This window comes from Kitasatospora sp. MMS16-BH015 (assembly GCF_002943525.1).
In the GTDB taxonomy this organism is placed as follows: domain Bacteria; phylum Actinomycetota; class Actinomycetes; order Streptomycetales; family Streptomycetaceae; genus Kitasatospora.
The window spans coordinates 8,525,680-8,552,668 of the sequence record NZ_CP025394.1 but is presented as its reverse complement, the minus strand read 5'-3'; the positions used below and the strand labels follow the sequence as shown (position 1 = coordinate 8,552,668).

Genomic DNA, 26,989 nt, shown 5'->3' with positions numbered 1-26,989 from the left:
TCCTCCCCCACCCGGAAGGACCAGATCCCGCGATGCCCTCCCCTGCCCTGAACCGCCGCGGTCTGCTCAAGGCGACCGGCGTGCTCGCCCTCGCACCCGCCGTCGGAATCGGCCTAGCTCCGGCGGCCGCCGAAGCAGTCGGTGCCGCCGGAGCGGTCGGAGCCGTCGGCTCATCGACCCAGCCGTTCGATCTCGGCCAGGTCCGGCTCACCGCCGGCCGACTGCGCGACAACCAGGACCGCACCGTGGCGTACCTGCGCTTCGTCGACGCGGACCGTCTGCTGTACAACTTCCGCGCGAACCACCGCCTCTCCACCAACGCCGCCACCGCGACCGGCGGTTGGGACGCCCCGTCGTTCCCGTTCCGCACCCACGTGCAGGGGCACTTCCTCAGCGCCTGGGCGCAGGCCTACGCCGCAACGGGCGACACCGTCTGCCGTGACAAGGCCGTCTACCTGGTGGCGGAGCTGGCCAAGTGCCAGGCCAACAACGCCGTCCCCGGGTTCTCCCCCGGGTACCTCTCGGGCTTCCCGGAGTCCGACTTCGCCCAGCTCGAGTCCGGCTCGCTCAAGAACGGCAACGTCCCCTACTACTGCGTCCACAAGACCATGGCCGGCCTGCTGGACGTGTGGCGCCTCCTGGGCAGCACCCAGGCCCGCGACGTCCTGCTGGCCCTGGCCGGCTGGGTCGACCAGCGGACCGGCCGGCTCACCCAGAGCCAGCAGCAAGCGGTCCTGGGCACCGAGTTCGGCGGCATGAACGAGGTCCTGGCCGACCTCCACCTGCAGACCGGGGACGCCCGGTGGCTGACCGTGGCCCAACGCTTCGACCACGCCGCGGTGTTCGACCCGCTGGCCGCCGGCCAGGACCAGCTGAACGGCCTGCACGCCAATACCCAGGTGCCCAAGTGGATCGGCGCCGTCCGGGAGTACCGGGCCACCGGGACGACCCGCTACCACGACATCGCCGCCAACGCCTGGACGATCACCACCGGCAGGCACAGCTACGCCATCGGCGGCAACAGCCAGGCCGAGCACTTCCGCGCCCCCGACGCGATCGCCTCCCAGCTGACCAACGACAACTGCGAGCTCTGCAACTCGTACAACATGCTCAAACTCACGCGCGAGCTCTGGCAGTTGGACCCCACCAACGCCGCGTACTTCGACTTCTACGAGCGCGCCCAGCTCAACCACGTGGTCGGCGCGCAGAACCCGGCCGACCCGCACGGGCACGTCACCTACTTCACCCCGCTGAAGGCCGGCGGCCGGCGGGGCGTGGGACCGGCCTGGGGCGGCGGCACCTGGAGCACCGACTACGACAGCTTCTGGTGCTGCCAGGGCACCGGCATGGAGTCCAACACCAAGCTGGCGGACTCGGTCTACTTCCGCGACGGCACCACCCTGATCGTGAACCTCTTCGTACCCACCGTCCTCACCTGGGCCGAGCGCGGCCTGACGGTCACCCAGACCACCGCGTACCCCGCCGAGGACACCACCACGCTGACCGTCACCGGCAGCGCGGGCGACACCTGGTCGATGCGCATCCGCATCCCGGCCTGGACCTCCGGCGCCACGGTGAGCGTCAACGGCGCGGTGCAGAACATCGCCACCACGCCCGGCAGTTACGCCACCCTCACCCGTGCCTGGGCCTCCGGCGACACGGTGACCGTCAAACTGCCCATGCGCATCACGCTCCGGGCCGCCAACGACAACCCGGACGTCGCCGCGGTCACCTACGGCCCGGTCGTCCTCTGCGGCAACTACGGCACCACCGCCCTGTCCTCGCTCCCGGTCCTCGACCCGGCGTCGGTCACCCGCACCGGCACCACCGGCCTCGCCTTCACCGCGACCGCCAACGGATCGTCCGTCAACCTCGGCCCGTTCCACGACGCGCAGGGCTTCAACTACTCCGTCTACTGGAACACCAAGGGCACGACCGGATTCCGCCTGCTCAACGCAGGCAGCGGGCTCGTGCTCGGCGTCCAGAACATGTCCACCGCGGACGGCGGGCCCGCCCTCCAGTGGGGCGACAGCGGCACGGCCGACCACGACTGGGGGCTGGTGGTCGACGGCACCGCGCTGCGCCTGCGCAACGGCAACAGCGGCAAGGTCCTGGGCGTGCAGGGCATGTCCACCGCCGACGGCGCCACCGTGCTCCAGTGGGCCGACAACGGCACCGCCGACCACCGGTGGACGGTGGTCGAGGCAGCCGACGGCTCGCACGGACTGCAGAACGTCAACAGCGGCAAACTCCTGGGCATCGCCGGCGGCTCCACCGCCCAGGGCGCCTTCGCCGTGCAGGCCCCGGAGACCAGTGCGCCGACCAGCCGGTGGTGGTTCGTCCCGAGCGGCACCCGGCGCATCCAGAACGTGGGCAGCGGGCTGCTGCTCGGCGTGCTGACCATGTCCACCGCCGACGGGGCCCAGGTGATCCAGTGGGCCGACAACGGCACCGCGGACCACCTGTGGACCGCGACGGCCGAGGCCGGAGGGTACCTGCGGCTCAGGAACTCCAACAGCGGCAAGGTCCTCGCCGCCGAGGGCGGCGGCACGGCCAACGGCACCCGGATCGTCCAGTGGGCGGACGACGGCACCGCGGACCACCGGTGGCGCCTGCGCCACGGCGGCGGAGACACCTTCCGCATCCAGTCCGCCGTCAGCGGCCGCGTCCTCGGCGTCTCCGGAGCCGCCACCTCCCAGGGCGCCCAGATCGTCCTGTGGGACGACAACGGCACCTCCGACCACCTCTGGCGTTTCCTCTGACGGCCGGGGGCGGCGAGTTAGCGCTCACATTCCTTCCGCCGCATTGAACACAGGGCCGCCGACGCACGTACGACCGGTAAGACGCGGGCACCGCGCTCCCCGGTCGACCACGGACCCGTGGCGCCGGCACTCTGCACCGAACAGGAACACCCAGTGGCTGAAGGCTCCAGCTCGACAGGACACCCCTCCCGCCGCGCGGCAGTGGCGATCGCCGGCGGCACCGGCCTGGCGGTCGCCCTGGTGGCCTGCTCAAGCGGTGGCGGATCGTCGGCGGCGAAGGCGCCCGCCGCCGACGACTCCGCATCCGCAGCAGGCGGGGGCACTCCCCCGGCCTCCGCCAAGCCTGCCCCGACGGCGAGCGACTCGCCCGCAGCGAGCCAGTCACCGGCCGGCGGCGGAGCCCCCCTGCTCAAGGCCGCGGACGTCCCCGTGGGCGGCGGTGTGGTCCTCAAGGAGCAGAAGGTCGTGGTGACGCAGCCCGTCCCGGGCCAGTTCAAGGCGTTCTCGGCGCTCTGCACCCACCGAGGCTGCGCGGTCCAGGAGGTGGCCGACGGGACGATCAACTGCCCCCGTGCCACGGCAGCAAGTTCAAGATCAGCGACGGCAGCGTGGCCAAGGGCCCGGCCACCGAGCCGCTGCCGGAGACCAAGGTGACGGTCTCCGGCGACTCGATCGCTCTCGGCTGACCAGCCGGGAGCGCCGAGCCACCGTTCGGGAGGTGAGCCGCCAGGCCGGGCGGCCGCCGCCCGGCCCGCCGCCGCGAGCCCGGTCGCCGCGCCCGTGACGGCGGAGCCACCCGGGCCGGACGACCCCGGCGTCAGGCGCGCAGCGGTGGATCGGCCACGGACTGCGCACTGCCGGGCTTCCCACACGGGCGGCAACTACCTGGAACACCTCGTGCGGTTCGGATCTTGAGGCTGGGGACCCGAGCAGGCCTACCCGATTCGCGTCGGTCAGGTCGCCGCGAAACGAGAACGGGGGCGGTGGGCTCCACTCAGACCCACCGCCCCCGCATCCCCCTTGAACGCCCCCTGGCCGATCAGCGAGTTCGTCCTGGTGCGTCCTGGCGCGAGATGACCTGCGAAGTGGCCTGCCGCCAACGGTTTTCCTGGGGCAGAGTCGACCATGTCAGCGGCAGGCTAAGTAGTATTGTTAGCGCTCACATGCACGGTGTCAACAGGTGCCGGGTTCCACACGGCAACTGATCGGCAGGTCAACGCGCCAACAGGCTCAGGGGCGTTTGGCGGGTCCCACACTACGGCGTAGCACCATTTCGGGGGTGAGGTGGAGTTGGGTGTGGGGGGTGGGTTGGTTTTCGAGTTGTTCGACGAGGAGTTCGAGGGCGCGGCGGCCGAGTTCGGGGAAGTCCTGGCGGACTGTGGTGAGGGGTGGGATGAAGTAGGCGGCTTCGGGGATGTCGTCGAAGCCGGTGACGCTGATGTCGTCGGGGACGGGGCGGCCGGCCTCGTGGAGGGCGCGCAGCAGGCCCAGGGCCATGTGGTCGTTGGCGCAGAAGACGGCGGTGACGGCGGCCTGTTCGGCGATGCGCAGGCCGGCCTGGTAGCCGGAGCGGGCGCTCCAGTCGCCGCGTTCCACCGCCGGCACGGGTGCGCCGGCCGCTTGCAGGGTCTGGCGCCAGCCCTGTTCGCGGTCCTGGCTCTCCAGCCAGTTGGCCGGCCCGGCCAGGTGGTGGACGGTGCGGTGGCCCAGGTCGAGCAGGTACCGGGTGGCCGTCTGCGCGCCGGCCAGATTGCCCACCGACACCATCGGCACCCGGGTCTGGTCACCCGAGCCGACCGCGACCACCGGCACCGAGGTGGACAGCCGCCCCACCGCGCTCACCGCGGAGGTCTGCGGCGCGATCACCACCACCCCGTCCACCCCCTGGTCACGCAACCGGTCCACCGCCTCCTGCACCGAACGCCCGTCCAGCGACCGCAGACTCGTCACACTCACGAAGTACCCCGCACTGCGCGCCGCCCGCTCGATCCCGTCCAGCATCGACGCCGGCCCGTACAACGTCGAGTCGAAACTCACCACACCCAACGTCTGCGAACGCCGCGTCACCAACGCACGAGCCGCCGAATTCGGCCGGTAGTCCAGCTCCCGGATCGCCGCCAACACCCGCTCCCGCGTCTCCACTCGCACATGCGGAGCACCGTTCAACACCCGCGACACCGTCTGATGCGACACCCCCGCCAGCTTCGCCACATCCGCCATCACCGGCAGACGCTGCTCCGCCCCGACACTGTCGCCACCCACACCCGACCCCCTCCTCGACTGCCCACCACACTACGCGACCAACCCAGGGCAGGGACCGCTCCGGACGACAGAGATCGGCCAGTCCGGACGGGGGTGCCGGGCCGCCCCGCGCTGTCCGGCACCCCGCCGTGCCCGCGGGCCCGGCCGGCCGGCCTGCCTCGCCCCGGCACCACCCCTTCCGGCTCACCCCCGTCGTGCCTGCGGCCCGGCCGGCCTGCCTCGCCCCGGCACCACCCCCTCCGGCTCACCCCTCTCGTACCGGCACCACCCCCTCCGGCTCGCCCGCCTCGCCCGGCCGCCGTCCCCTCCGGAAGGCGGGGCCGTCAGCCGCGCCGGATCTCCGCGTGCAGCCGCCGGGTGTGGTCCACCACCCGCACCGCGCCGGTCAGTCGGACGGTGGCGGTGAGCCGCGGGTCTGCGCTGGAGGCGGCGAGGCGCAGTTCCAGCTCGCCCGGCTCGACGATCCGGCGGCCGTCGCGTCCGGTGAAGGAGGCGAGGTCGGCCGGGACGCCGACCCGGACGCGGGTCCGCTCGCCCGCGTCGAGGGTGATCCGCCGGTACCCGATCAACCTCTGCACCGGCTGGACCACGCTCGCTACGGGGTCGTGCAGGTAGAGCTGGACGGTCTCGCTACCGCTGCGCTCGCCGGTGTTGGCCAGGGTGAAGGAGAGTTCGACCGCCCCGTCGGTGTCGGCCTCGGGCTGCTCCACCGCGAGGTCGGTCCAGGCGAAGGTGGTGTACCCGAGTCCGTGGCCGAAGCCGAACGCGGGGGTGGGGTCGGTGCTGGACACCTCACTCGGGCCGGCCAGCCGGGCGGCGAGGTAGGTGGAGGGCTGCACGCCCGGCCGGGCCGGGATGCTGACGGGCAGCCGGCCCGAGGGGTTGATCCGGCCGCTGAGCACGGCGGCGACGGCCTCCGTCCCGGCCTCGCCGGGGAAGAAGGTCTGCACCAGCGCCGCTGCCTCCGTCACCGCGCGCCCCAGGGCGTAGGGCCGGCCGGCCAGCAGCACCGGGACCACCGGCTTGCCGGTGTCCAGCAGGGCGTCGAGCAACTTGCCCTGCAGCCCGGGTAGTTCGAGCGACTCCACATCGCAGCCCTCACCGCTGGTACCGCGCCCGAACAGGCCGGCCCGGTCGCCGAGGGCGACGATCACCACATCGGCCTGCCGGGCCACCTCGACGGCGTCGGCGATGCCGCTGGTGTCGGGCCCGTCCACGCTCACCCCGGCGACGGTCCGGATCTCGCTGTAGGGGAACTCGGCCGCCAACGCCTGCCGCAGCGTGGGCAGTTCGATGCCGAGCGGCGCCTCCGAGTGCTGGCTGCCGACGTGGACGGGGAAGGAGTAGCAGCCGAGCACCGCGGTCGGGGTGTCGGCGTTGGGGCCGATCAGCGCGATCCGGCGGGGGCCGCGCAGCGGCAGGGTGCCGTCGTTGCGCAGCAGCACCACGGCCTGCTCGGCGATCTCCCGGGCCAGGGCGCGGTTCTCCGGCCGGTCCAGGTCGACCGAGCCGCGCAGTGCCCGCGGGTCGTCGAGCGGGCGGCCGGCCAGCGCCGCCGGGACGGCCTCCCATTCCGGGTCCAGCAGGCCGAGCTGGGCCTTCTGCACCAGGACTCGGCGCAGCGCGCGGTCGACCAGCGCCTCGGGCACCGTCCCGTCCTCCACGGCTCGGCGCAGGGGCTCGCCGAAGGTCTTCACCGTCGGCAGCTCCACGTCCACGCCGGCCGCCAGCGCGAGGCCCGCGGCCTCGGCCCAGTCTCCGGCCACGCCGTGCAGCAGCTTGAGGAAGGCGATGCCGAAGTAGTCGGCCACCAGCGTGCCTTCGAAGCCCCAGGTGCCGCGCAGCAGACCGGTCAGCAGCGCCTCGTCGGCGGCCGACGGGATGCCGTCGGTGTCGGTGTAGGCGTGCATGACCGAACGGGGGCGGCCCTCGCGGACCGCCATCTCGAAGGGCGGCAGGATCACGTCGGCGCGCTCGCGGGCGCCCATGCCGACCGGGGCGAGGTTGCGACCGGCCCGGGAGGCGGAGTAGCCGGCGAAGTGCTTGAGCGTGGCGACGATGCCGGCGGACTCCAGGCCCTGGACGTAGGCGGTGGCCACCGTGCCGACCAGGTAGGGGTCTTCGCCGATGGTCTCCTCCACCCGGCCCCAGCGGGCGTCGCGGACCACGTCCAGGACGGGGGCCAGGCCCTGGTGGACGCCGACCGCGCGCATGTCCCGGCCGATGGCCTCGGCCATCCGCCGGATCAGGTCCGGGTCGAAGGTGGCGCCCCAGGAGAGCGGCACGGGGTAGGCGGTGGCGCCCCAGGCCGCGAAGCCGGCCAGGCACTCCTCGTGGGCAAGGGCGGGGATGCCGAACCGGTTGGCGGCGGCGATCCGCTGCTGGCTGCGGGCCAGCGAGAGGGCACCGAGGGCGGGGTCGACCGGCACCGTGCCGAAGGGCCGGGTCAGCTGGCCCAGCCCGGTGGGCAGCAGCTCGTCGAGGTCGGGCGGCTCCTCCATGTCGTGCTGGTGGGGGGCCACGTCGCCGCCCTCCTCGGAGGCGCCGACCCAGACGCCGACCAGCTGGCCCAGCTTCTCCGGCAGGCTCATCTCGGCGATCAGCGCGTCGGCGCGCTGCTCGGGGCTGAGCGTGGGGTCGCACCAGGGGGCGGTCGGGCCGGGGTGCAGGACGACCTGGGCGTCAGCGCTCATGTGAGCGCTCACTTCTCTGCGCATGTGAGCGCTCACTTTCCTCCGACGCCCATCAGCCCCTGGACCAGGGCGCGTCGGGCGAACAGGTAGACGATGAAGATGGGGAGCATCGACAGCACCACGGCGCTGAGCAGGCCGGGCACGTCCACGCCGTGCTCGGTCTGGAAGTTGTACAGGCCGAGGGTGATCACCTTGGCGCTCTCCGACTGAGTGAGGATCAGCGGGAAGAGGAAGCCGTTCCACGCCTGGAGCGCGGCGAAGACCACGACGGAGGACAGACCCCCCTTGGAGAGCGGCAGCACCAGCTGCCAGAACACTCGCCACGGGGTGGCGCCGTCCATCGCCATGGCCTCGTAGAGCTCGCCGGTGATGTCGCGCATGGCGCCGGTGAGCACCAGGGTGCACACCGGCAGGCAGAACGCGGCGGTGGGCAGGATGACACCCAGCAGGTTGTCGTACAGGCCGGCCTTGCTGATCACGTAGAACATCGGCACGATCACGGCCTGCGCCGGGATCGCCAGCCCCAGCAGGAAGATCCGGAACACCGTGCTGATGGTCCGGCCCCGGGCGCGCACGATCGCGTAGGCGAGCGGCGGCACCACCAGCAGGACGATCGCGACCACGCTCACGGTGACCAGGAGGGTGTTCAGGAAGTCCTGGCCGAAGCCGCCCGAGAAGTCGTCCAGGTAGTTCTGCAGGGTCAGCCGCGAGGGGAAGCTGAGCGGGCCCTCGGTCGAGTAGTTGGCCCTGGTCCGGAAGGTCGAGATCAGCAGGACGTACAGCGGGAAGCCGACCAGGGCGAGCCAGACCAGCGAGCCGAGCCCGGCGAGGTAGTTGGGACGGCGTCGCATCAGAGCCCCTCCGTGGTGCTGCGCATCTTGTCGTAGCCGGACAGGCGCACGACGGCCAGCGAGATCAGGGTGGCGACCACGACCAGGACCAGGGCGATGGCCGAGCCCGCGCCGAAGTCGAAGCTCTTGAAGGCCTGTTGGTACATGTAGAAGGCACTGTTGGTGGTGTCGGTGCCGGGGCCGCCCTGGGTGAGGATGAGGATGGTGTCGAAGGTGGTCAGGCCGCCGACCAGCATCAGGATCACCGAGGTGATCATGGTGTTGCGCAGCTGCGGCAGGGTGATGTGGAAGAACTGCCTCGCCCGGCCCGCGCCGTCGATCGACGCGGCCTGGTAGAGCACCGGCGGGATGGCCCGGGCGCCGCCCTGGTAGAGCAGCGCGTGCATGGGCGTCCACTGCCAGAGGCCGACGAAGGTCAGCACCGCCAGGGCGCCGCTCTGACTGCCCATCAGGTTGCCGTCGCCGAACAGCCAGCCCAGCTGGGAGGGCACCCCGAAGTTGGGGTCGAGGATGGCACGCCAGACCACCGAGATCGCGGTCGCGGAGAGCAGCAGCGGGATGAAGAAGATCGCGGACAGCACGGCGCGGTTGCGCTGGTGGCCGGCCGCCCACACGCCCAGCAGGATGCTCACCGGCGTCTGCACGACCACCCCGGCCACGGTCAGCACCAGGGTCAGCCAGACGCTCTGCGTCATCACCGGGTCGTGCAGCAGCTTGGTCCAGTTGGCGAGGCCGTTGAACCGGGGGGCGTCGACACCGTTCCAGCTGGTGAAGGAGAGCACCGCCACCAGGACCAGCGGCACCAGGGCGAACAGCAGGAAGAACACGGTCGCGGGCACCGCCCAGGCCAGGCCCGGGCGGGTCACCCCGACGCCGCCCGGGCGCGTCGCCCGCGAGCGGCGGCCGGATGCGGACACGAAGGAGAAGGCACTCATCGCGATCCGTCTCAGGAGGTGGGCAGGGCCTGCATGGCCTTGGCGAAGCCGTCCGCGTCGAGCTTGCCGTTGAAGAACTGCTGGACGGCGGTGTGGATCGGCGTGTTGGCGGCCGGCGGGTACGCCTGGTCCCAGGAGAGCTGGAAGGACGGGGCGGCCTTGACCAGGTCGTACTGGTACTTCGAGTAGTCGGGGCTGGCCGCGGTGGCGAGCAGCGGCTCGGTGTTGGTGGTGGTCGGCAGGTTGCCGATCGCCAGCTGCGCCTTCACGAACTCGTCGGAGTACATCAGCTTCAGGAAGGCCGCCGCCGCCTCCGGGTGCTTGGTCTTCTTCAGCACCGAGTAGAAGTTGTTGGTGTTGCCGACCACGTCGGCCGGGTCGCCCTTGCCGCCGGCCACGGCGGGGAAGCCGCCGTACCCGAGGTCGTTCTTGGCGAAGTCGGGGCTGGCGTCCTGCTGGGTGGCGTACTCCCAGGAGCCCATCAACTCGAAGGCCGCCTTGCCCTTGGCCAGCAGCGCCGGGGAGCCGCCGTCGGTGAACTTGACGGAGTCGAAGTTCGAGCCGAACGCACCCGCGTCGACCAGCTGCTTGAGCATGCCCAGGGCCTTCTTGGCGTCTGGGCTCTCCCAGGCGGTCTTGTCGCCGGAGAGCGCCTTCTGGAACAGCTCGGGGCCGGCCACCCGGTCGAAGACGTACTCGTACCACATCAGGGTCGGCCACTGGTCGCCGCCGCCGAGGGCGAACGGGGTGATGCCCTTGCCCTTGAGCACCTGGACGGCGGCCAGCAGGTCGTCCCAGGTCTTCGGAGTGCTCAGGCCGGCGGCGGCGAGCACCTTCTTGTTCTCGAACAGCAGCACGGGCTGGGTGCCGCGCATCGGGATGCCGTAGGACTTGCCGTCGATCACCGCGGTGTTGAACACCGAGGGCAGGAAGTTGCTCTTCAACCCCGGGTCGGCGGCGATCATGTCGTCCAGCGGGAGCAGCAGACCGGACTTGACGTAGGGCTGGATGCTGCCGCCGCCCCAGTTGAAGAAGACGTCCGGCGCCTGGCCGGTGTTGATGATGGTGTTCAGCTTGGCCTGGTAGTCCGCGCCGGGGATGGTGTCCAGCACGGCCTTGACCTTCGAGGTCTTGTTGAAGGTCTCGACCAGCTGCTTCTCCACCTTGTTGCTGGCGTCCCCGTAGACCAGCACGTGGATCGTGCCGGAGTCGCCGCCGGCGGCGGAGGAACCGCTGCTGCAGGCCGTCATCCCCAGCATGGCGGCGGTCAGGCCGAGGGCAACAGCGAAAGAGCTTCTCTTCATCAGAATCCCCTGAAAGTTTCGATCTGATTGTCGAAATCCCTGTTCGCCGGACGCTAGGTTGCGGGCATGTTGCGGGTCAACCCCCGGACGTGAGGGTTACGTAAGCGTGATCCGCCAAGGCACCTTCCCGGAGGCGCTCCGCCTGACCTTCGGTCGAAACTTTCGGAGCAACTGCCTCCCCCCTTGTCGCACCGACCCCAGAACACTAATTTGTTGCCCGGCATGATGAATAGGACCTCCACCCGACCCCTGGGCGTGCACCGATGACCACCACCGGCCCGTCGACCAACTGGGCGGGCAACCTCGCCTTCGGCGCCCGCGCCGTCCACCGGCCCCGCACCCTCGGCGAGTTGCGGGAGCTGGTCCGCCGCAGCGACCGGATCCGGGCCCTGGGCAGCGGCCACTCCTTCAGCGCGGTGGCCGACACCGACGGCGACCTGGTCCTGCTGGACGCGCTGCCCACCCGGATCGACATCGCACCGGACGCCCGCACGGTCACCGTCTCCGCCGCCACCCGCTACGCGGAGCTGGCGGTCGCCCTCCAGTCGGCGGGCCTGGCGCTGGAGAACCTCGCCTCGCTGCCGCACATCACGGTGGCCGGCGCCACCGCGACCGGCACGCACGGCTCGGGCGACGGCCGCGGCTCGCTCTCGGCCGCCGTCCGCTCGCTGGAGATCGTCGGCGCGGACGGCGAGTCGAGCACGCACACCCACCCCGGCGCGGTGGTGCACCTGGGTGCCCTGGGCATCGTCACCGCGCTCACCCTGGACGTGGTGCCCACCTTCGACCTCCGGCAGTACGTCCATCTCGGCCTCGCGCTCGCCGACTACCGGACCCACCTGGACGAGATCCACGCCGCCGGCTACAGCGTCAGCCTGTTCACCGACTGGGGTTCGGACACCGGCCGGGTCTGGGTCAAGCAGCTCGTCGACGGCAGCCCCGCCACGGCCGTCCCCGGCGCGCGGCCGGCCGACGGCCCGCAGCACCCGGTGCCGGGCATGCCGACCGTCAACTGCACACCCCAGCTGGGCGCGCCCGGCCCCTGGCACGAGCGACTGCCGCACTTCCGCCCCGAGTTCACCCCCAGCAGCGGTGCGGAGCTCCAGTCCGAGTTCCTGCTCCCCCGCGCGGCGGCCGGGCCGGCCGTCGCGGAACTACGCGCGCTCGGGCCGCGGTTGGCACCCGTCCTGCACATCTCCGAGGTGCGCACCGTCGCCGCCGACGACCGCTGGCTCAGCCCCTCCTACGGCCGCGCCTCGGTGGCGTTCCACTTCACCTGGAAGCCCGACCTCGCCGCGGTCACTCCGGTACTCGGCGCGGTGGAACGGGCCCTGCTGCCGCTGGGCGGCCGCCCCCACTGGGGGAAGCTGACGCTCGCGGGGCGGGGCGCGGGCAACTACGAGCGCCTGCCCGACTTCCTGACCCTGCGCCGGGCCCTGGATCCGGCCGGGAAGTTCGGCAACCGCTTCACCGAGGCGCTGACCGACACTTTCGGCGGCAGTCCGTTGTAAGTTTCAGTCTTCTGACGAGGTGTCGGTCTGGTTCTCGAGGCCCCCTTGGGCAGCCGCGGCTTGAGCTGCAGCTTTGTGCGCCGAGGCGAGCCCGGCAGCCAGCGAATCTATCGGCGCGGCGGTCGAAAGTGTTGACAGCCTGTCGGGCTCAGGCCAAGACTGGCGCCACCGACGAGTCCGAACAGCCCTGGAGCCGGGGCGAGTTCACCGGCCTCCTGTGGGCGCAGCGAGGTCGAGGACGGGTCGGCTCGTGCAACGCCGCGCGACTCCCCTCTGGCAGACCGCCCCCACGGTCACCGGTGGCGCGGGGCTGCACCCTCCCCACCCACCGGCAGGACGGATCACCACCGTGAACTCCCCTCACCCCCGGATCCCCCGCTCCACGGCACCCCGGACCAGCCGCGCCCGGCGGATCGCCCGCAAGGCTCACCTGCTCGCACCGGCCCTCGCGGCCGTCCTGGTCCTGCCCGGCGCCGCCGAGGCCGCGACCGTCAGCACCAACCAGACCGGCTCCGACGGCGGGTACTTCTACTCGTTCTGGACCGACGGCAACGGTGCGGCCTCGATGTCGCTCAACGGCGGCGGCAGCTACGGCACCTCCTGGTCGAACGTCGGCAACTTCGTCGCCGGCAAGGGCTGGAGCACCGGCTCACGCAACCCGGTTACCTACTCGGGCAGTTGGAGCACCAACGGCAACGCCTACCTGTCGCTCTACGGCTGGAGCACCAACCCGCTCGTCGAGTACTACATCGTCGACAACTACGGCTCCTACCGGCCCAGCGGCACGTACAAGGGCACCGTCACCAGCGACGGCGGCACCTACGACATCTACGAGACGACCCGGTACAACGCCCCCTCCATCGAAGGCATCAAGACCTTCAACCAGTACTGGAGCGTCCGCCAGGCCAGGCGCACCGGCGGCACCATCACCGTCGGGAACCACTTCGACGCCTGGGCCAGGTCCGGGATGAACCTCGGCACCATGAACTACGAGATCCTGGCCACCGAGGGCTACCAGAGCAGCGGCAGCTCCAACCTCACGCTGGGCTCCTCCGGCGGCGGCACGGGCGGCGGCACCGGCGGCTGCACGGCGACGCTCTCGGCCGGCGCCTCCTGGAGCGACCGCTACAACCTGAACGTCTCGGTCGCCGGCTCCAACACCTGGAAGGTGACCGTCAAGGTGCCCGCTCCGGAGAACATCGGCTCGACCTGGAACGTCAACACCTCCTACCCCGACGCCCAGACGCTCGTCGCCACCCCCAACGGCGCGGGCAACAACTGGGGCATGACCGTGATGAAGAACGGCAGCACCACCTGGCCCACGGTCTCCTGCAGCACCAACTGACCCGGCTCTTCCGTGTCGGCACTCACCGCTAGTGCCACCCCCACCCCACGAGGAGAACGATCCGTCATGTCTTGGCCCACCCAGCAGCCCCTCCTCCGCAAGACCCTCACGGCCGCCGCCTGCCTGGCCGTCAGCTCGGTCACCGCCCTCACCGCGATGCCCGCCGCCCATGCCGCGGGGGCCACCACCCTCGGCGCGGCGGCGGCCGGCAGCGGCCGCTACTTCGGCACCGCCGTGGCCTCGGGCCGCCTCGGGGACTCGACCTACGCGGGCATCCTCGACCGGGAGTTCACCATGATCACCCCGGAGAACGAGATGAAGTGGGACACCACCGAGCCCGCCCGGGGGTCGTTCAACTTCGGCCCGGGCGACTCGATCGTGGCCCACGCCACCGCCCACGGCCAGCGGATGCGCGGCCACACCCTGGTCTGGCACTCCCAACTGCCCTCCTGGGTCAGCTCGATCGGCGACGCGAACACGCTGCGCGGCGTGATGGACAACCACATCACCCAGGAGATGTCCCACTACAAGGGCAAGATCTACGCCTGGGACGTGGTCAACGAGGCCTTCGCCGACGACGGCAGCGGCCGGCACCGCGGCTCGGTCTTCCAGAACCTGCTGGGCGACGGCTTCATCGAGCAGGCCTTCCGCACCGCCCGGGGCGTCGATGCCTCGGCCAAGCTCTGCTACAACGACTACAACATCGAGAACTGGTCCGACGCCAAGACCCAGGGCGTCTACCGCATGGTCAAGGACTTCAAGTCCCGTGGTGTGCCCATCGACTGCGTCGGCTTCCAGAGCCACTTCGGCGCCGGCGGCCCGCCGTCGAGCTTCCAGACCACCCTGGCCAGCTTCGCCGCCCTCGGCGTGGACGTCCAGCTCACCGAGCTCGACATCGCCCAGGCCTCGCCCACCAACTACGCCAACGCGGTCGGCGCCTGTCTCGCCGTCGCCCGCTGCACCGGCATCACGGTCTGGGGCATCCGCGACAGCGACTCCTGGCGCAGCGGCGAGAGCCCGCTGCTCTTCGACGGCAGCGGCAACAAGAAGTCCGCCTACGGCGCGGTGCTCAACACCCTGGGCGGCAGCACCGGGGGCACGCCGGGCGGCGGCATCACCTCCGGCACCGTCTACACGCTCACCGACGCGGCTGCCGGGCGGGTGCTGGACGAGCCCGCCGGGCAGAACGGTAACGGCACCCAGCTCCAGGTCTGGGACGCCAGCGGCGCCGCCAACCAGCAGTGGCGGGCCGACCAGAACGGCGACGGCTCCTACACCCTCACCAACCTCGCCAGCGGCCGGGTCCTTGACGAGCCGGGCGGTCAGACCGGCAACGGGACGCGGATGGAGGTCTGGGACGCCAACGGCGGTGCCAACCAGCACTGGAAGGCCGCCCGCAACAGCGACGGCTCCTACACCCTGACCAACGCCGCCAGCGGCCGGGCGCTCGAACTGCCGAGCGGTCAGACCTCGAACGGCACGCCCGTCCAGATCTGGGACTCCAACGGCGGCGCCAACCAGCACTGGACCTTCCGCTGAGCTGAGCCGCGCAGCCGAGCGTCCGAGCCCCGAGCCGAGCCGCCCCCGTCTGCGCCCCGGCCTCCGCCACCGCCCCGCTTGCAGTCCTATTTGTGAGCGCTAACAGGCCACCCTTTCCGAACAACTCCACCCATTGCGAGCGAAAGGTGTCTCCATGCACAGCCGAACTTCCCGCCACAGGCCGCTCCCCGCGGCCCTGACCGCCGCCCTCGCGGCCGTGGCGGCACTGGCGACGATGGTCGTCGCCGGCCCCGCGCAGGCCGCCACCACCGGCGCCCTGCGCGGCACCGGCTCCGGCCGGTGTCTCGACGTGCAGAACGCCGCCACGACCGACGGCGCGGCCCTACAGATCTACGACTGCTCGGGCGGCGCCAACCAGCAGTGGACGCTGACCTCCGCGAACCAGCTGACCGTCTACGGCAACAAGTGCCTGGACGTGCCGAACCACGCCACCACCGCCGGCACCCGGGTGCAGATCTGGAGCTGCAGCGGCGGGGCGAACCAGCAGTGGAAGGTGAACGCCGACGGCTCGATCGTCGGTGTCGAGTCCGGCCTCTGCCTGGACGTCACCGGCGGCGCCACCGCCAACGGCAGCGCCGTGGAGCTCTGGACCTGCAACGGCCGCAGCAACCAGCAGTGGACCGGCCTCTCCGGCGGCAGCGGCGGCACCTGCGCCCTCCCCTCCTCCTACCGGTGGAGCTCCACCGGCGTGCTGGCGCAGCCGGCGAACGGGTGGGCCTCGGTGAAGGACTTCACCGACGTGGTCTACAACGGCAAGCACCTGGTCTACGCCTCGAACGTCTCGGGCTCCTCCTACGGCTCGATGATGTTCAGCCCGTTCACCAACTGGTCCGACATGGCCTCGACCGGCCAGACCGGGATGAGCCAGGCCGCCGTCGCCCCCCAGCTGTTCTACTTCGCGCCCAAGAACACCTGGGTGCTGACCTACCAGTGGGGCGCCTCGCCGTTCTCCTACCGCACCTCCAGCGACCCGACCAACCCCAACGGCTGGTCCGCCCCGCAGGCGCTGTTCACCGGCAGCATCCCGGGCTCCGGCACCGGCCCGATCGACCAGACCCTGATCGGCGACGGCCAGAACATGTACCTGTTCTTCGCCGGTGACAACGGCAGCATCTACCGCGCCAGCATGCCGATCGGCAACTTCCCCGGCAGCTTCGGGTCCTCCTACACCACGGTCATGACCGACACCGTCAAGAACCTCTTCGAGGCCCCGCAGGTCTACAAGGTCCAGGGCCAGAACCAGTACCTCATGATCGTCGAGGCGCGCGGAGCGAACGAGGACCGCTACTTCCGCTCCTTCACCGCCACCAGCCTGAACGGCTCCTGGACCCCGCAGGCCGCCACCGAGGCCAGCCCCTTCGCCGGCAAGGCCAACAGCGGCGCCACCTGGACCAACGACATCAGCCACGGCGACCTCGTCCGCAACAACCCCGACCAGACCATGACCATCGACCCCTGCAACCTCCAGCTCCTCTACCAGGGCAAGTCCCCCACGGCCAGCGGCCCCTACGACCAGCTGCCCTGGCGCCCGGGCCTCCTCACCCTCCAGCACTGACCCGCCCACCCCTGAGGAGCCCCGGCCGTCCGACGGCCGGGGCTCCTCGGCTGCTGCCGCTGCCCGAGCTACGCTCCGAGCGCCGCGGTGACGGTGTCGAGCAGCTCGGTCCAGGACTGCTCGAACTTCTCGACGCCCTCGTCCTCCAGCACCTGGACGACGTCGTCGTAGTCGACCCCGGCGGCGGCGATGGCGTCCATCACGGCCTGGGCGTCGGCGTAGTTCGGGGTGATGGTGTCACCGGTGACCACGCCGTGGTCGTCGGTGGCGTCCAGGGTGGCCTCGGGCATCGTGTTGACGGTGCCGGGGGCGACCAGCTCGGTGACGTACAGGGTGTCCGGCAGGGCCGGGTCCTTGACGCCGGTGGAGGCCCAGAGCGGACGCTGCGGCTTGGCGCCGGCGGCCTCCAGCGCCTTCCAGCGGTCGGAGGGCTCCGATCGACGGTCGGCGGAGCCGAACACCTCCTCGTAGGCCTGGTAGGCGAGGCGGGCGTTGGCGAGGGCGGCCTTGGACCTGAGGTCCTTGGCCTCGCCGCCGATCTTCTCCAGGCGCTTGTCGATCTCGGTGTCCACGCGGGAGACGAAGAAGGAGGCGACCGACTCGATCTGCGAGAGGTCCAGGCCGGCGGCCTTGGCCTGCTCCAGGCCGGTCAGGTAGGCGTCCATGACCGCGCGGTAGCGGGCCAGCGAGAAGATCAGCGTGACGTTGACGCTGATGCCCTTGGCGAGCACGGCGGAGATGGCGGGCAGGCCGGCCAGGGTGGCGGGGATCTTGATCAGCACGTTCGGCCGGTCGACCAGCCACCACAGCTGCTTGGCCTCGGCCACGGTGGCCTCGGTCCGGTGGGCCAGGCGCGGGTCGACCTCGATGGAGACCCGGCCGTCGCGGCCGTTGGAGGCGTCGTAGACCGGGCGCAGCACGTCGGCCGCGTCGCGCACGTCCGAGGTGGTGATCATGCGGATGGCCTCGTCGGTGGTGACCTTGCGGACGGCCAGGTCGCGGAGCTGGCCGTCGTAGGAGTCGTCGCCGCCGCCGATGGCCTTCTGGAAGATGGTGGGGTTGGTGGTGACGCCGACCACGTGCTTGGTCTGCACCAGCTCGGCGAGGTTGCCGGTGTTCAGACGCTTGCGGCTGAGGTCGTCCAGCCAGATGGCCACGCCTTCGTCGCTGAGGCGCTTCAGTGCGTCAGTCATGGTGCTTCATCCCTCTTCATCGGTGTTGCTGTGGGGAGGCCGTGGCCCGGTCGGTGGTGAACCGGTAGGCCGTGGTGGAGCGGTACTCCTGCCCGGGGTGCAGGAGGGTGGAGGGGTAGTCGGGCCGGTTCGGCGAGTCGGGGAAGTGCTGGGTCTCCAGGGCGATGCCCGCGTGGGCGCGGTAGGGGCGGCCGGACCGGCCGGTGACCGAGCCCTCGAAGAGGTTGCCGGTGTAGATCTGCAGACCGGGCTCGGTCGTCCGGCACTCCAGCCGGCGCCCGCCCGCCGGGTCCTCGAGGACGGCGACGGTCCGCAGGCCGATGCCGTCCAGCACCCAGTTGTGGTCGTAGCCCCCGCCGGCCGGGCCGAGCTGCGGGTGGCGCAGCGCGAACCGGTCGCCGATCACCTGGGCCTGGCGGAGGTCGAAGGGGCTGTCGGCCACGGGTGCGACGGGGCCGAGCGGGATCAGGTCCTCGCCGACCGGCAGGTAGCCGACCGCCTCCACCTGGAGCAGGTGGTCGAGCACCGTGCCGCTGCCCTCGCCCGCGAGGTTGAAGTAGGCGTGGTTGGTGAGGTTGACCACGGTGAGCGCCTCGGTGGTCGCCCGGTAGTCGATGGTCAACTCGCCCTGGGCGTCAAGCAGGTAGGTGACCTCGGCGGTGAGCGCACCGGGGAATCCCTGGTCGCCGTCCGGGCTGTGCAGCCGCAGCCGCACGCCGACCCGCCCGACCTCCCGGACGGGCTCCCCCTCCCACGGCCGGGTGGCGAATCCGTCCGGGCCGCCGTGCAGGGTGTGGCCGGTGGACTGGGTGGCGAGGCGGTGGCGGGTGCCCTCCAGCGGCAGCACGCCGCCCGCGATGCGGTTGGCGTAGCGCCCGACGGTGGCGCCGAAGTAGGCTCCCTCGCCGAACAGTTGGTCGATCTGCCCGCTGCCGAGGACGACATTGGCCGACTGCCCGTCCCGGTCGGGAGCGTGCAGGGCTTCGAGGCGGGCGCCGAGGCTGAGCACCTCGGCCGTCACGCCGTCCGGGGCGCCGAAGGTCCAGCGGGTGATCGGCTGCCCGTCAGGCAGGACGGCGACCTCGGCCTGGGTGACCCTCAGGCGAGCGGGGTTGGCGGGCGGCACTGGCGGGCTCCGTTCGACGTACGGGAAAGGGGGCTGGAAGCGGCGGGCTGCGGACGGGGCGACCTGGCAACGGCGGGGCCTGGTAGCGGCGAGGCCTGGAAACGGTGAGGCCTGGAAACGGGTGACGACGCCCGCGGGTGGACGGGCGTCGTCGGTCCTGCTGGAAGAAGCGGTCAGAGCCGCTGGGCCAGGCGGTGGTACGCCTGGTTCCAGCGCAGTTCGCGGGTGAAGCCGCGCATGGTGGTGTCGGCGTCGATCACCACCAGCTCGGTGGCGAGCATCTCCGCGAGGTTGTCCAGCTCCTCGGTGCCGAGGGCGCTGGACAGCACGGTGTGGTGCGGGCCGCCGGCCGTCAGCCAGGCCTCGGTGGAGGTCCGCAGGTTGGGCCGGGGCTGCCAGACGGCACGCGCGACCGGCAGGTTGGGCAGCGGCTCGGCCGGGTCCACCACGTCGATCTCGTTGGCCACCAGCCGGAACCGGTCGCCCAGGTCGGCGAGGCCGACCACCACGGCCGGGCCGGGCTCGGCGTCGAAGACCAGACGGACCGGGTCCTCGCGGCCGCCGATGCCCAGCGGGTGGATCTCGCAGGACGGGGTGGCGGAGGCGATCGTCGGGCAGACCTCGAGCATGTGCGCCCCGAGGATCAGCTCCCGTCCCGGCTCGAGGTGGTAGGTGTAGTCCTCCATGAAGGAGGTGCCACCGGGCAGCCCGGTGGCGACGGTCTTGAGGGTGCGCAGCAGGACGGAGGTCTTCCAGTCGCCCTCGCCGCCGAAGCCGTAGCCGTCGGCCATCAGCCGCTGCACGGCGAGGCCGGGCAGCTGGCGCAGCCCGCCGAGGTCCTCGAAGTTGGTGGTGAAGGCCCCGAAGCCGCCGGCCTCCAGGAAGCCGCGCAGGCCGAGCTCGATCCGGGCGGCGTAGCGCAGCGAGTCGTGCCGGTCGCCGCCCAGGCGCAGCTCGGGGGCCAGCCGGTAGAGCTCCTCGTACTCCTTGACCAGGGCGGTGACTTCGGCGTCGGCGGCCGAATCCACGGCGGCGACCAGGTCGTTGACGCCGTAGGTGTTGACCGAGACGCCGAACCGCAGCTGGGCCTCGACCTTGTCGCCCTCGGTGACGGCGACGTCGCGCATGTTGTCACCGAAGCGGGCCAGCTTGAGCGAGCCGAGGTCGGCCCGGCCGGCCGCCGCGCGGGACCAGCCGGCGATCCGCTGGGCCACCACCGGGTCGCTGACGTGGCCGGCCACCGTCTTGCGGGTGACGCCGAGGCGGGACTGGATGTAGCCGAACTCGCGGTCGCCGTGGGCGGCCTGGTTCAGGTTCATGAAGTCCATGTCGATGGACGCCCAGGGCAGGTCGCGGTTGGCCTGGGTGTGCAGGTGCAGCAGCGGCTTGCGCAGCGCGTCGAGGCCGGATATCCACATCTTGGCCGGGGAGAAGGTGTGCATCCAGGCGATCAGGCCGACGCAGGCGTCGTCGGCGTTCGCCTCCAGGCAGACCCGGCGGATCGCTCCGGCATCGGTGAGCACCGGCTTCCAGATCAGCCGGACCGGCAGCCCGGCCACGGCCAGCTGGTTGACGACCTGCCGGGACTGCTCGGCGACCTGCTGGAGCGTCTCCTCGCCGTACAGGCCCTGGCTGCCGGTGAGGAACCAGATCTCACGCCCGGTGAAAACCTCAGTCACGGGTGGTACTCCTTCACTTGGCAGCGGGCTGCTGGCCGTAGACGTTCTGGTAGCGGTAGTTGAGGCGGTCGATGTCCGCCTGGGCGATCGGCAGCGGGTCGCCGAGCTGGCGGGAGATGTGCACGGTACGGGCGACGTCCTCGCACATCACGGCGGCCTTGACGGCGGCCTTGGCGTCCTTGCCGATGGTGAACACGCCGTGGCTCTTCATCAGGACCGCGGGCGAGCGGTGGCCGTCCAGGGTCTCGACGATGCCCCGGCCGATCGAGTCGTCGCCGATCAGCGCGAACGGCCCGACCGGGATCTCGGCGCCGAACTCGTCGGCCATCGCGGTGAGCACGCACGGCACCGCCTCGCCCCGGGCGGCCCAGGCGCTGGCGTAGGTGGAGTGGGTGTGCACCACGCCGCCCACGTCGGGGCGGTGGCGGTAGACGTAGGCGTGCGCGGCGGTGTCGGAGGAGGGCGAGTGCTCGCCCTCGACCACCGTGCCGTCCAGGTCGCACAGGATCATGTTCTCCGGGGTCAGCTCCTCGTAGGAGACCCCGCTGGGCTTGATCACCAGCAGGTCCTCGCCCGGCACCCGGGCGGACACGTTGCCGGCCGTCCACACCACCAGGCCGTAGCGGACCAACTCTTGATGCAGCTCGGCGACCTGACGCCGAATCAGCTCTATCTGGGTGGTCATGGGGGTCAGTCCTCGCTGTCGTGGGTGAGGGCGTCGTTGCGCAGCCGGCGCAGGCGGTGGAGCAGCTTGTCGGGTCCGGTGCCGAAGTGCTCGTGCAGGGCGCGGTACTCGGCGTACAGCAGGTCGTACGCGTCGGCGCGGGCCGGGCTGGGCAGGTACGCGGCGCGCTCCACCCGCCCCATCGCGGCGGCGGCCGCGCGGACGTCGGGGTGGGCCCCGGCGGCGACGGCCGCGTGGATCGCCGAGCCGACGGCCGGGCCCTGCTCGGAGACCGCGAGCGAGACCGGGCGGCGCAGCACGTCGGCGTAGATCTGCATCAGCAGGACGTTCTTCTTCAGGCCGCCGGTCACGATGAACTCGGTGACGGGGACGCCGCCCTGCTCCAGCGCCTCGACGATGGTGCGGGTGCCGAAGGCCGTCGCCTCGAGCAGGGCGCGGTAGACGTCCTCGGGGGTGGTGGCCAGGGTGAGGCCGGCGATGACGCCGGAGAGGTGGTGGTCGACCAGGGTGGAGCGGTTGCCGTTCATCCAGTCCAGGGCGACGAGGCCGTGGGCGCCGATCCGCTGCCTGGCGGCCTTGCGGGTGAGCAGCTGGTGCGCGTCCTCGCCGGTGGCCTCGGCCTCGGCGAGGTAGTCGGCCGGCAGGCCCTGGCGCAGCCACCAGGCGAAGATGTCGCCCACCGCGCTCTGCCCGGCCTCGAAGCCCCAGGATCCCGCCACGATGCCGCCGTCGACCACCCCGCAGATGCCGGGTACGTCCGCCAGGGCGGGGCCGTTGACCACGTGGCAGGTCGAGGTGCCCATGATGGCCAGCAGTTGGCCGTCCTCCACGGCCTGCGCGGCGGGGGCGGCCACGTGCGCGTCGACGTTGCCGGCGGCCACCGCGATGCCGGCGGGCAGGCCGGTCCAGGCGGCGGCCTCGGGGGTGAGCGAGCCGACCCGGGAGCCGAGCGGGGCCAGCGGGTGCTCCAGGCGGGTGCGGGCGAAGTCGGCGAACTCCGGGTGCAGCGCGGCGAGGTATTCCTCGCTCGGGTAGCCGCCGTCCTGGAAGATGCCCTTGTACCCGGCCGTGCAGGTGTTGCGGGATTCGGCGCCGGTGAGCTGCCAGACGATCCAGTCGGCGGCCTCGATCCAGCGCTCGCAGGCGGCGTAGACCGCCGGGTCCTCCTCCAGCACCTGCAGCGCCTTGGCGTACTGCCACTCGGCGGAGATCTTGCCGCCGTAGCGGCCGATCCACTTCTCGCCCCGGGCGTGCGCCAGGTCGTTGATCCGGTCGGCCTGGGCCTGGGCGGCGTGGTGCTTCCACAACTTGGGCCAGGCATGCGGGCGTGCGGCCCACTCGGCGGTCTCGGCCAGCGGGGTGCCGTCGGCCCGGACGGGCAGCACGGTGCAGGCGGTGAAGTCGGTGGCGATGCCGATCACCCGCTGCGGGTCGACCCCGGCGGCGGCCAGCGCGGCCGGGACGGCCGTGCGCAGCACCTCCCGCCAGTCCTCGGGGTGCTGGAGCGCCCAGTCCGGGGGCAGCCGCAGGCCGGTGCCGGGCAGCTCGCGCTCGATCACGGCGTGCGGGTAGGCGTGCACGGCCGTGCCGAGCTCCTCGCCGTCGCTGGTGCGGACCACGACCGCGCGCCCGGACAGGGTGCCGAAGTCCACGCCGACGACGTAGCTCTCCGGCCCGTTGGCCTGGTCTTGGTGGGACGTCATGCTCACGGTCTCTTCCTTGGCGTCGGACGGGGTGTCTGAGGGTGCGTCGGGCTGGTGGGTTCGGCGGCCGTCGGCGGTTCCGCGTCGTTGCGGGCCGACGGCCGGCCGGGGGCCGCAGGGCCGGCCGAAGAAGCGGATGGCGGACGGCCGAGCGGGGTTCTGAAGGCTGGTGCGCTGTCGTCAGCGCTGTCAGCGCCGGCGGGCGGTGATCAGCCGCTGCAGGACGATGAAGACGAACAGCAGCGCGCCGATCACGATCCTGGTCCACCAGGAGCTCAGCGTGCCCTGGAAGCTGATCACGGTCTGGATCAGCCCGAGCACCAGCACCCCGAGCAGGGTGCCCAGCAGGTAGCCGGAGCCGCCGGTCAGCAGGGTGCCGCCGATCACCACCGCGGCGATCGCGTCGAGCTCCAGACCCACCGCGTGCAGGCCGTAGCCGGAGAGCATGTAGAAGGTGAGCAGCACCCCGCCGAGCGCGGAGCAGAAGCCGCTGATCGCGTAGACGGCGGTCTTGGTGCGCTGCACCGGCAGGCCCATCAGCAGCGCCGACTGCTCGCTGCCGCCGAGCGCGTACACGTTGCGGCCCAGCCGGGTGTAGTGCAGCACCACGAAGCCGACGGCCACCACCAGCAGCGCGATCACCGCGCTCGGCGAGACGAACAGGCTGCCGAGCGGGATCCGGGTCTGCGCCATCGCGGTGTACTGCGGGTTGGTGATGGAGATCGACTCGATGCTGATCGTGTAGCAGAGGCCGCGGGCCAGGAACATGCCGGCCAGGGTGACGATGAACGGCTGGATCTCGAAGACGTGGATCACCCAGCCCATCACCCACCCGCCCACGGTGCCCATCAGCAGTACCAGCGGGATCACCAGCAGCGGCGGCCAGCCATGCTTCTCGACCAGCCAGGCGGAGACCATGGTGGAGAGCGCCACCACCGCGCCGACCGAGAGGTCGATGCCCCCGGTCAGCACCACGAAGGTCATGCCGACCGCGACGACCAGCAGGAAGGCGTTGTCGATGAACAGGTTGAGCACGACCTGGCCGGAGAAGAAGCCGTCGTACTGCACCGAGCCGACGCTGAACATCGACACCAGCAGGACCGCGGTGACCAGCAGCGGGATCTGCCCGCGCAGGCGGGTCAGCAGGGCGTTGGCGTTCATGCGCCGACCTCCCGGTTCTTGGGGGCCGCGGCGTGCGGCCGGGCGGTGCGCCGGGCCCGGGCGCCGCGGCCGGCGAGCTTGGCGCGGAAGGCAGGCGACTGGATCAGGCAGACCACGATCACCACGAACGCCTTGAACACCAGGGTGGTCTCCGGCGGGATGCCGATGGTGTAGACCGTGGTGGAGAGGGTCTGGATGATCAGCGCGCCCAGCACGGTGCCGCCGATCGAGAACCGGCCGCCGTTCAGCGAGGTCCCGCCCAGCACCACCGCGAGGATGGCGTCCAACTCGATCCACAGGCCGGCGTTGTTGCCGTCGGCGGCCGACACGTTGGAGGAGACCATCAGGCCGGCCAGCGCCGCGCACAGCGCACTGAACACGTAGACCAGCGCCACCAGGCGCGCCGCCCGGATGCCGACCAGCCGGCTGGCCACCGGGTTGCCGCCGACGGATTCGAGCAGCAGGCCGAGCGCGGTCGAGCGGGTCAGCAGCACGGTGGCCAGCACCACCACCGCGCTGAGCAGGATCGCGAAGGGCATGGTCAGCCAGTAGCCGCCGCCGATCAGCTTGTACGGATCGCTGGTGACGGTGATGATCTGGCCGTCGGTGATCAGCTGCGCCACCCCACGCCCGGCGACCATCAGGATCAGCGTGGCGATGATCGGCTGGACACCGATCCTGGCCACCAGCACCCCGTTGACGAAGCCGAGCACCAGCGCGGTGCCCAGCGCGATGCCGACGGCGGTCAGCACGGTGCCCAGGCTGCCCGGGCTCGCGGACTGACTGATGTGCAGACAGGCCAGCGCGCCGGCGATCGCGACGGTCGAGCCGACCGACAGGTCGATGCCGCCGGTGGCGATCACCAGGGTCATCCCGAGCGAGACCAGGATCAGCGGGGCGCCGAAGTGCAGGATGTCGATCAGCGACCCGTACAGGTGGCCGCCCTGGAGGTGGACGGCGAAGAAGTCCGGGGTGAAGGCGAGGTTGGCGAGCAGCAGGACGGCCAGCACCACGGCCGGCCAGAACAGCCGGTACCTGGTCACCGCCTTCACCGGGCTCGCCGTGGCCGTGCTCATTGGTCCGCTCCGCTCGCGATGGTGGCCATGACGCGCTCCGGGGTGAGCCCGCCGTCGTTGTCCAGCTGGGCGACCATCCGGTGGTCGCGCAGCACGCCGATCCGGTGGCTGAGCCGCAGCACCTCCTCCAGCTCGGCGGAGATGAAGAGCACCGCCATGCCGTCCTCGGCGAGACCGGCCACCAGCTTCTGGATCTCGGCCTTGGCCCCGATGTCGATGCCGCGGGTCGGCTCGTCCAGGATCAGCAGCTTCGGGTCGGTGATCAGCCAGCGGGCGAGCAGCACCTTCTGCTGGTTGCCGCCGCTGAGGTTGCGCACCAGCGCCTCGGGGTTGGCCGGACGGATGTCCAGCGCGCGGACCCAGCGCAGCGCGTACTCGTCCTGGACGGTGCGCGAGAGCGGGCGGGCCCAGCCCCGGGCGGCCTGCAGCGCCAGCACGATGTTCTCCCGGACGGTCAGTTCGCCGACCAGGCCCTCGGTCTTGCGGTTCTCCGAGCAGAACGCGATGCCCCGGCGGATCGCGTCCCGCGGGCTGCGCAGCACGGCGCCGGCGCCCTCGATCCGCAGGCTTCCGCCGTCGCTCTGGTCGGCGCCGAACAGCAGCCGGGCGGCCTCGGTCCGCCCCGAGCCCAGCAGCCCGGCCAGCCCGATCACCTCGCCGGGCCGGATCACCAGGTCGTACGGCTCGACGGCGCCCCGGCGGGCCAGCCCGGCGGCCTCCAGGAAGGCCGGTCCGGTGGCGGCCGCGGCACGCTCGCGCCGGCCACCGCCGCCGAGTTGGTCGAGTCCGGCGAGTTCGGCGCCGATCATCCGGGAGACCAGTTCGACCTGGTTCAGCTCGTCGATCCGGTACTCGCCCTCCAGCCGGCCGTTGCGCAGCACCGTCATCCGGTCGCAGATCTCGTAGATCTGGTCGAGGAAGTGCGAGACGAACAGGATCGCCACGCCCTGGTCGCGCAACCGCCGCATGACGGTGAAGAGTTGGCGCACCTCGTCGCGGTCGAGGCTGGAGGTCGGCTCGTCCAGGATCAGCACCTTGGCGTTGACGTCCACCGCGCGGACGATGGCCACCAGCTGCTGGACGGCGATCGAGTGGCTGTTCAGCGGCGCGGTGACGTCGATGTCCAGGTCCAGCTCGTCGACCAGTTCGGCGGCCCGCCGACGCATCGCGGCCCAGTCGATCAGGCCGAACCGGCGGGGCTCCCGCCCGATGAAGATGTTCTCCGCCACCGAAAGGTTCGGGCAGAGGTTGACCTCCTGGTAGACCGTGCTGATGCCGACCTGCTGGGCCTGGAGCGGCCCGGCGATCCGCACCGGCCGCCCGGCCAGCACCACGTCGCCGCCGTCCGCCGGATGCACCCCGGTCAGCACCTTGATCAGCGTCGACTTGCCGGCGCCGTTCTCCCCCATCAGGGCGTGCACCTCGCCGGGGAAGAGCCGGAAGTCGACCCCGTCCAGCGCCACCACCCCGGGGAACTCCTTGCGGATCCCCCGCACTTCCAGGACCGGTTGCTGCCGCACGCCGGTACTCCTCTCGTCTCTGCCGGACGCGTCCCGCCCGAACTCCGGGCCGGGGTGGGGCCGAACCG

Annotated in this window: 18 protein-coding genes and 1 pseudogene; 6 read left to right on the top strand and 13 right to left on the bottom strand. The window is 71.5% G+C overall.

Annotation, left to right across the window (positions count from 1 at the left end; all coding sequences use genetic code 11):
* Positions 1–32 precede the first annotated feature (32 nt).
* Positions 33–2,762, top strand: a complete 2,730-nt coding sequence (locus CFP65_RS36790) for a beta-L-arabinofuranosidase domain-containing protein (protein WP_104820235.1) — start codon at positions 33–35, stop codon at positions 2,760–2,762.
* A 153-nt stretch (positions 2,763–2,915) separates the two neighbouring features.
* A pseudogene (locus CFP65_RS36785) lies at positions 2,916–3,448 on the top strand (Rieske (2Fe-2S) protein).
* Positions 3,449–3,992: 544 nt separating this feature from the next.
* Here CFP65_RS36785 and CFP65_RS36780 read toward each other — a convergent pair.
* The 5 genes from CFP65_RS36780 to CFP65_RS36760 all read right to left on the bottom strand — a co-directional run bounded on the left by CFP65_RS36780 (position 3,993) and on the right by CFP65_RS36760 (position 10,762).
* Entirely contained in the window at positions 3,993–4,982 is a 990-nt protein-coding gene (locus CFP65_RS36780) for a LacI family DNA-binding transcriptional regulator (RefSeq protein WP_104821392.1), read from the bottom strand.
* Between the two features lie 365 nt (positions 4,983–5,347).
* Complete coding sequence (locus CFP65_RS36775; protein ID WP_104820234.1) at positions 5,348–7,717, bottom strand: glycoside hydrolase family 3 N-terminal domain-containing protein; 2,370 nt, start codon at positions 7,715–7,717, stop codon at positions 5,348–5,350.
* Between the two features lie 32 nt (positions 7,718–7,749).
* Positions 7,750–8,568, bottom strand: a complete 819-nt coding sequence (locus CFP65_RS36770) for a carbohydrate ABC transporter permease (protein WP_104820233.1) — start codon at positions 8,566–8,568, stop codon at positions 7,750–7,752.
* The gene (locus CFP65_RS36765; RefSeq protein WP_168219652.1) at positions 8,568–9,503 is read right to left on the bottom strand and encodes a carbohydrate ABC transporter permease; all 936 of its coding nucleotides are present in this window, start codon (positions 9,501–9,503) and stop codon (positions 8,568–8,570) included. Before CFP65_RS36765 ends, CFP65_RS36770 begins: the two co-directional genes overlap by 1 nt.
* A gap of 11 nt (positions 9,504–9,514) precedes the next feature.
* Positions 9,515–10,762 carry an ABC transporter substrate-binding protein gene (locus CFP65_RS36760; RefSeq protein ID WP_371682562.1) on the bottom strand — a complete coding sequence of 416 codons (1,248 nt, stop codon included), beginning with the start codon at positions 10,760–10,762 and terminating at the stop codon, positions 9,515–9,517.
* 308 nt (positions 10,763–11,070) lie between these two features.
* Between CFP65_RS36760 and CFP65_RS36755 the strand changes: the two genes are divergently transcribed.
* From CFP65_RS36755 to CFP65_RS36740, 4 genes are all read left to right on the top strand, one after another.
* The gene (locus CFP65_RS36755; protein WP_104820231.1) at positions 11,071–12,318 is read left to right on the top strand and encodes an FAD-binding protein; all 1,248 of its coding nucleotides are present in this window, start codon (positions 11,071–11,073) and stop codon (positions 12,316–12,318) included.
* A gap of 412 nt (positions 12,319–12,730) precedes the next feature.
* On the top strand, positions 12,731–13,663 hold the full coding sequence (locus tag CFP65_RS36750) for a glycoside hydrolase family 11 protein (protein ID WP_254553251.1): 933 nt from the start codon (positions 12,731–12,733) through the stop codon (positions 13,661–13,663).
* A 66-nt stretch (positions 13,664–13,729) separates the two neighbouring features.
* A complete protein-coding gene (locus tag CFP65_RS36745) occupies positions 13,730–15,202 on the top strand; it encodes an endo-1,4-beta-xylanase (RefSeq protein WP_104820230.1) in 1,473 nt (490 codons plus the stop codon).
* 154 nt (positions 15,203–15,356) lie between these two features.
* Positions 15,357–16,778, top strand: a complete 1,422-nt coding sequence (locus CFP65_RS36740) for a non-reducing end alpha-L-arabinofuranosidase family hydrolase (RefSeq protein WP_104820229.1) — start codon at positions 15,357–15,359, stop codon at positions 16,776–16,778.
* A gap of 68 nt (positions 16,779–16,846) precedes the next feature.
* On the opposite strand, the gene tal is transcribed toward CFP65_RS36740, so the two are convergent.
* The 8 genes from tal to CFP65_RS36700 all read right to left on the bottom strand — a co-directional run bounded on the left by tal (position 16,847) and on the right by CFP65_RS36700 (position 26,921).
* Positions 16,847–17,971: a transaldolase gene (gene tal / locus CFP65_RS36735; RefSeq protein WP_104820228.1), complete on the bottom strand. Its 1,125-nt coding sequence runs from the start codon at positions 17,969–17,971 to the stop codon at positions 16,847–16,849.
* A 16-nt stretch (positions 17,972–17,987) separates the two neighbouring features.
* A complete protein-coding gene (locus CFP65_RS36730; protein WP_104820227.1) occupies positions 17,988–19,097 on the bottom strand; it encodes an aldose epimerase family protein in 1,110 nt (369 codons plus the stop codon).
* 173 nt (positions 19,098–19,270) lie between these two features.
* The gene (gene araA, locus CFP65_RS36725) at positions 19,271–20,776 is read right to left on the bottom strand and encodes an L-arabinose isomerase (protein ID WP_104820226.1); all 1,506 of its coding nucleotides are present in this window, start codon (positions 20,774–20,776) and stop codon (positions 19,271–19,273) included.
* A 13-nt stretch (positions 20,777–20,789) separates the two neighbouring features.
* Positions 20,790–21,461, bottom strand: a complete 672-nt coding sequence (locus tag CFP65_RS36720) for an L-ribulose-5-phosphate 4-epimerase (RefSeq protein WP_104820225.1) — start codon at positions 21,459–21,461, stop codon at positions 20,790–20,792.
* 5 nt (positions 21,462–21,466) lie between these two features.
* The gene (locus tag CFP65_RS36715) at positions 21,467–23,164 is read right to left on the bottom strand and encodes a ribulokinase (RefSeq protein ID WP_104820224.1); all 1,698 of its coding nucleotides are present in this window, start codon (positions 23,162–23,164) and stop codon (positions 21,467–21,469) included.
* Between the two features lie 189 nt (positions 23,165–23,353).
* The gene (gene yjfF, locus CFP65_RS36710) at positions 23,354–24,325 is read right to left on the bottom strand and encodes a galactofuranose ABC transporter, permease protein YjfF (RefSeq protein WP_174805606.1); all 972 of its coding nucleotides are present in this window, start codon (positions 24,323–24,325) and stop codon (positions 23,354–23,356) included.
* Entirely contained in the window at positions 24,322–25,401 is a 1,080-nt protein-coding gene (locus CFP65_RS36705; protein ID WP_104820223.1) for an ABC transporter permease, read from the bottom strand. The genes yjfF and CFP65_RS36705 overlap by 4 nt, the downstream gene beginning before the upstream one ends.
* Complete coding sequence (locus tag CFP65_RS36700) at positions 25,398–26,921, bottom strand: sugar ABC transporter ATP-binding protein (protein ID WP_104820222.1); 1,524 nt, start codon at positions 26,919–26,921, stop codon at positions 25,398–25,400. The genes CFP65_RS36705 and CFP65_RS36700 overlap by 4 nt, the downstream gene beginning before the upstream one ends.
* Positions 26,922–26,989: the final 68 nt, after the last annotated feature.

Coding starts and splice junctions, on each gene's coding strand:
- CFP65_RS36760 (WP_371682562.1), bottom strand. CDS start 10,762: ATGCTGGGGATGACGGCCTGCAGCAGCGGTTCCTCCGCCGCCGGCGGC.
- CFP65_RS36755 (WP_104820231.1), top strand. CDS start 11,071: ATGACCACCACCGGCCCGTCGACCAACTGGGCGGGCAACCTCGCCTTC.
- tal (WP_104820228.1), bottom strand. CDS start 17,971: ATGACTGACGCACTGAAGCGCCTCAGCGACGAAGGCGTGGCCATCTGG.
- CFP65_RS36765 (WP_168219652.1), bottom strand. CDS start 9,503: ATGAGTGCCTTCTCCTTCGTGTCCGCATCCGGCCGCCGCTCGCGGGCG.
- CFP65_RS36745 (WP_104820230.1), top strand. CDS start 13,730: ATGTCTTGGCCCACCCAGCAGCCCCTCCTCCGCAAGACCCTCACGGCC.
- CFP65_RS36705 (WP_104820223.1), bottom strand. CDS start 25,401: ATGAGCACGGCCACGGCGAGCCCGGTGAAGGCGGTGACCAGGTACCGG.
- yjfF (WP_174805606.1), bottom strand. CDS start 24,325: ATGAACGCCAACGCCCTGCTGACCCGCCTGCGCGGGCAGATCCCGCTG.
- CFP65_RS36715 (WP_104820224.1), bottom strand. CDS start 23,164: ATGACGTCCCACCAAGACCAGGCCAACGGGCCGGAGAGCTACGTCGTC.
- CFP65_RS36775 (WP_104820234.1), bottom strand. CDS start 7,717: ATGAGCGCTGACGCCCAGGTCGTCCTGCACCCCGGCCCGACCGCCCCC.
- CFP65_RS36790 (WP_104820235.1), top strand. CDS start 33: ATGCCCTCCCCTGCCCTGAACCGCCGCGGTCTGCTCAAGGCGACCGGC.
- CFP65_RS36740 (WP_104820229.1), top strand. CDS start 15,357: ATGCACAGCCGAACTTCCCGCCACAGGCCGCTCCCCGCGGCCCTGACC.
- CFP65_RS36780 (WP_104821392.1), bottom strand. CDS start 4,982: ATGGCGGATGTGGCGAAGCTGGCGGGGGTGTCGCATCAGACGGTGTCG.
- CFP65_RS36720 (WP_104820225.1), bottom strand. CDS start 21,461: ATGACCACCCAGATAGAGCTGATTCGGCGTCAGGTCGCCGAGCTGCAT.
- CFP65_RS36770 (WP_104820233.1), bottom strand. CDS start 8,568: ATGCGACGCCGTCCCAACTACCTCGCCGGGCTCGGCTCGCTGGTCTGG.